The sequence below is a fragment of the Trichloromonas sp. genome, from assembly GCF_041583255.1.
Classification (GTDB): Bacteria; Desulfobacterota; Desulfuromonadia; order Desulfuromonadales; family Trichloromonadaceae; genus Trichloromonas.
This window is the reverse complement of record NZ_JBFHGD010000241.1, coordinates 1-4,555: the sequence shown is the minus strand read 5'-3', so window position 1 is coordinate 4,555 and position 4,555 is coordinate 1. Positions and strand designations below refer to the sequence as shown.

The following is a 4,555-nucleotide window of genomic DNA, read 5'->3' as shown; positions in this document are numbered from 1 at the left end:
GCACCACCACCCAGGCCCTGCTCAAGCTAAACGACCTCAAGGATGAGCTGATCACTATTGGCCAGCTGATTGTGCTGCCGGGAAAAACGGATACCGCAGCGGCAGCGAGCGCCATGCCCGGCTGCTGGACGAGACGTCGCAGGCGCTGCTGCGCCGCGCCCACGAGCAGTACCGCGCTCGCTTCGGCACCGAGGGCGGCGACGACCCCCTGGCGGCAAAAATAGAGGCGGGACGGCTCGGCAACCTGACCCGGAACGAGCGCCGGCAGCTGGCCGCGGAGCTGATGCTCGACCGCAACAAGGTGACCCACATCTACGAGCTGGTCAAGGCCTACGGCAGCACCCTGCAGGTCCGCCTCGATAAGGAGAGCGGCCAGTGGCGGCGCACCGAAGCCATTGCCGCCAAGCACGAGCGGGAGTTCTCCGTCAACCCGCTGACCGGCCGCTACGGTTCCGGCGAGGTCCACGCGCCGCTGCTCTGCCCGGGCGACCCCCGCAGCAACCTGCCGACGCCGCTGCGCAAGCACCTGGCCGAAAAGCTTCACGGCCAGGACGGCGAGATCGTTCTGGGCTGGATCGATGCGGTGATTTCCGGGGCCGGTGAGCAGGTGGTCATTGACTGAACCTTCACCCTGAACAAGTTATAAAACCCTGGGGTTTCGCCCCCAGACGTCGACTTACTCTCTTTGCTTGCCCAAAGAGAGTAAGCAGAGAAAGGGCACCCCGCTCCTTGCCCTTCGGGGGCCCTTCGCAGCGCAGACGTTTTGAGGTCGGGCGAAAACTCGCTTCGCTCAAACATCCGCCCGCCTTTTCTCAAAACGTCCACGCCGCGAAGGCTGCGTCACAGGGGAGAGGGGACTATCCTTAAACACCTGCTATGCAGGTGGTTTGTGATTGTAGTTTTTGCTGTTAAATGTTTTTCACGGTTCACCGCGGGAGTATCCCATGCTGAACGCACCGATCCCCGACTACGAAGAGGCCAGGCTGGCCGAGCTGCGGGGCCTGGCGATCCTCGATACTCCGCCGGAGGAGCGCTTCGACCGCATCACCCGGGTCGCCTCCCGCCTGTTCGGCGTGCCGGTGGCGCTGGTCAGCCTGGTCGATGCCAACCGCCAGTGGTTCAAGTCGTGCGTGGGGCTGACCGTTTCCGAGACCCCCCGCGACATCTCCTTCTGCGGCCACGCCATCCTTCACGACGAGCCGCTCATTATCCCCGACGCCGAGCAGGATCCCCGCTTTTTCGACAACCCCCTGGTCACCGGTCCGCCCCATGTCCGCTTCTATGCCGGCCAGCCGCTGCACGGCCCCCGCGGTCAGCGGGTCGGCACCCTCTGCCTGATCGATCATCACCCCCGCCAGTTGAGCAGCGATGACCGCAGGGCCCTGGGCGACCTGGCCGCCTGGGCCGAGACCGAGCTCAATGCCGCCCGGCTTGCCACCATGATGCGCAGCCTGGCGGACGGCATGGTGGTCTTCGACGGGGCGGGGATCATCGAGTCGCTGAACCCGGTGGCGGAGAGGCTTTTCGCTGGAGCGGCGGCCACGCTGGTCGGCAGAACCATAGAGGAGCTGATTCCGGGGAGCGAAGCGGTCGCGCGAGCCGTTACCCTCGGCGATGCTGGTGAACAAAAGGGGGAAATGCTGGGTACCCTGGAGGGGGTACGCCTCGATGGGAGCCGGTTCCCGGTGAACCTTTCCGTGGGGGAAATGCCCTGGGGAGGGAAAACGCGCTTTGTCGGCCTGGTCCACGACCTCAGCATCCGCCGCGGGATCGAGCAGCAGCTCCGCGATACCGTGGCCCGGCTCGAAGAGCTCTACCGGGAGACGGACCTGGCCCGCAGCGAAGTCCGGGCCATCCTCGACGCGACCAGCGAGGCGATGCTGCTGGTTTCGCCCGCGGGCGAGCTGCTTGCGCTCAACCGCAGCTTCGAGCAGTTTTTCAAGGTCAGCGAGGGGGATATCCTGGGCAACACCTTCGCCGCGCTGCTGCCGGAGATGGAGCGGATGTTCGACGACTCGCCGGGCTACCGGAAATTCCGCGGTGCCCTGCACGGCAGCGGCCGGGGCGAGTTTACCGATATCCTCTCCCAGCACTGGCCGCGGCGGCGGGAGCACGAGCTCTTCTCCACCGTGGTGCGCGATACTGAAGGGGGGCGGCTGGGGCGACTCTTCGTCTTTCGCGATGTGACCCGCGAACGGGAGCTCGACCGGATGAAATCCGAGTTCGTTTCCCTGGTCTCCCACGAACTGCGCACCCCGCTCACTTCCATTTCCGGTTACGTGGAGATGCTGCTGGACGGTGACGCCGGCGAACTACAGGACGAGCAGGCCGATTTTCTCGGCATCGTCCAGCGCAACACCGACCGGTTGACCGCCCTGATCAACGATCTGCTCGACGTCTCCCGCATCGAGGCCGGCCGCATCGAAATGAAGCCGACCCCGCTCGACCTGGCCCAGATCATCCGCAACGCCGCCGAGTCCCTGCGTCCCGCCATCGAGGCCAAGGGGCAGTCCCTGTCCCTCGACCTCCCCGCCAACCTGCCGGTGGTGGAGGGGGACCCGAACCGGGTGGTCCAGGTGATGGTCAACCTGCTCTCCAATGCCTGCAAATACACCCCCGCCGGCGGCCGCATCGGCGTTTCGGCGTTGCGCGAGCCCGGCAAACTCAGCATCGAGGTGTCGGACACCGGCATCGGCCTCAGCCGGAAGGAGCAGGCCCGGCTCTTCACCAAGTTTTACCGGGCCGACAACGCCACCACCCGCGAGGTCGGGGGGACCGGCCTCGGTCTCTGGATCACCCGCTCCCTGGTAGAGCTGCACGGCGGCACGATCTCCGTCCGCAGCGCCCCCGGCGCCGGTTCGACCTTCAGCGTAAGGTTGCCGGCGAAGGAAATGCCGTAGCCCTCAGGGGGCCCGATATGTCGAGCCTGCAGCAAAGACCGGCGGCCTTCCCCGCGGCGTGCAATCCTGCGGCCGCGCTGACCCGCATCCGGAGACATTCTCACCCTTCATGAAAAAATGGGGTGTCCCCCGCAGGCCAGACAGGGCATAATGGGGCCATGTCTCTACACCCCTTCACCACCTTCAGCAAATCGAACCGGCGCATGATCTTCCTGCTGATCGCCAGCCACCTGCTCTGGAGCTGCGCGATCTTCGGGCTCTGGTCGAGCGGACGGTTGATCGAAGCCGCTACCCCCTGGCTGTCCGGCGGCTTTGTCGCCCTGCAGCTGTTCGCCGCCGCCCAGTTGCTACTCCCCGCATTGCTGCTGCACCCCGAAGACCGCAGCCGCGGCTTTTATCTCTTCTGGGGCTTAACCCTGGCACTGAGCATCTGGCTGCTCAACCTGCTGCCTCCCGGCGCTGGCTGGCTGCCGCTGCTGGCCGTGCTCAAGTCGGGCCTGCTGCTGCTGGTCGCGACTCTCACCGCGGCTGCGCTGGCCCGGTATGTCCAACGGCTGTGGGAAATCGTGCCGATCTGTTTTGTGATGACGCTGGCCGATTTCTCCAGCTGGCTCTACGGGCCGACCGCCAGCTTCACGCAGCAGATCCAGGACTATTACCTGGCCCCCGAGGGGCCGCCGCCGCTCATCGACATGGTTCTGATCAAGCTGGTGTTCCCCGGCTCTGCCGCCCTGGCGCCGGTCTTCGGGATCTCCGACTGGATCATGGTAGTCTTCTTCGCCATCGTCGCCCGGCGCCACGGGGTCAACGACAACCTGATCGGGGCGTTCGGCGAGACGCTGGCGCGCCAGGGCCGCATCGGTCGCTACCTGCCGGTCTCGGTGGCCGCGCTCTTTGGCGCCATCGTGCTGGCGCAGGCGACCGGTCTCTTTATCCCGGCGCTGCCGCTTATTGCTCTGACCATGCTCCTCTGGTATGCCGCCCGCTACCTGCTGCTGCGGCGGCGGCGGCGCGCCTGATCCGGTAACCGCACATGCACCCTTCGCCGGATTGCGTCCCGCCGACAACTGCCTCGCAATGTCTCCAAAAACAAGGACGATGCCACCCATGAGTCAACAGCAAAACAATGACCCGCTGCACGGGGTAACCCTGGAACAGATCGTGAACAGCCTGGTCGCGTCCTACGGCTGGGACGAGTTGGGCCAATGCATCGACATCAACTGTTTCATCAGCAACCCCTCGGTGAAATCCAGTCTCAAATTTCTCCGCAGGACGCCCTGGGCACGGAAGAAAGTCGAGGATCTGTACCTCGACATGCGCAGGGACGAGCGGGAGCGGGAAAAAAGGGGTTGACGTCCTTTGGAAAGCCTGTGCATCACGGATGCAGCGTGAAGAGCTAAACGGGTATGGACTATGGGGATTATCTGAAGGAGTCTGAACTGGATTTAACTTGAATGCACTGTGGGATATGGGTGTGCGTTCAGGCATCGGGACGTATGCGTAATTTAACTGTGATTCAATGTGGAATAGGCTCCGCGCCGGAATAATTCGTGTATTCCATGGAAAATATTAAAATATGTCCGGTGTGCCAGCCATAAATGTACCGCAATGTGCGGAAGGCTGAACTATGTACACCGCCAGTTTGTTCTCTCCCT

The 4,555-nt window shown here is 64.1% G+C and carries 5 protein-coding genes; all 5 read left to right on the top strand.

The features are described 5' to 3' along the window. Positions 1-224 (top strand): hypothetical protein (locus ABYV89_RS14770; RefSeq protein ID WP_432823700.1); only part of this gene is annotated, 224 nt, incomplete at its 5' end. Positions 225-283: 59 nt separating this feature from the next. Then, positions 284-622 carry a hypothetical protein gene (locus ABYV89_RS14765; RefSeq protein WP_432823699.1) on the top strand — a complete coding sequence of 113 codons (339 nt, stop codon included), beginning with the start codon at positions 284-286 and terminating at the stop codon, positions 620-622. Between the two features lie 322 nt (positions 623-944). Next, positions 945-2,900, top strand: a complete 1,956-nt coding sequence (locus ABYV89_RS14760; RefSeq protein ID WP_432823698.1) for an ATP-binding protein — start codon at positions 945-947, stop codon at positions 2,898-2,900. A 158-nt stretch (positions 2,901-3,058) separates the two neighbouring features. Continuing rightward, on the top strand, positions 3,059-3,919 hold the full coding sequence (locus tag ABYV89_RS14755) for a hypothetical protein (protein WP_432823697.1): 861 nt from the start codon (positions 3,059-3,061) through the stop codon (positions 3,917-3,919). 88 nt (positions 3,920-4,007) lie between these two features. Continuing rightward, the gene (locus ABYV89_RS14750) at positions 4,008-4,253 is read left to right on the top strand and encodes a VF530 family DNA-binding protein (RefSeq protein ID WP_432823696.1); all 246 of its coding nucleotides are present in this window, start codon (positions 4,008-4,010) and stop codon (positions 4,251-4,253) included. Positions 4,254-4,555: the final 302 nt, after the last annotated feature.

Excerpts from the sequence above, each read along its gene's own strand:
- ABYV89_RS14755 (WP_432823697.1), top strand. The coding sequence starts at position 3,059 with ATGTCTCTACACCCCTTCACCACCTTCAGCAAATCGAACCGGCGCATG.
- ABYV89_RS14760 (WP_432823698.1), top strand. The coding sequence starts at position 945 with ATGCTGAACGCACCGATCCCCGACTACGAAGAGGCCAGGCTGGCCGAG.
- ABYV89_RS14765 (WP_432823699.1), top strand. The coding sequence starts at position 284 with ATGCTCGACCGCAACAAGGTGACCCACATCTACGAGCTGGTCAAGGCC.
- ABYV89_RS14750 (WP_432823696.1), top strand. The coding sequence starts at position 4,008 with ATGAGTCAACAGCAAAACAATGACCCGCTGCACGGGGTAACCCTGGAA.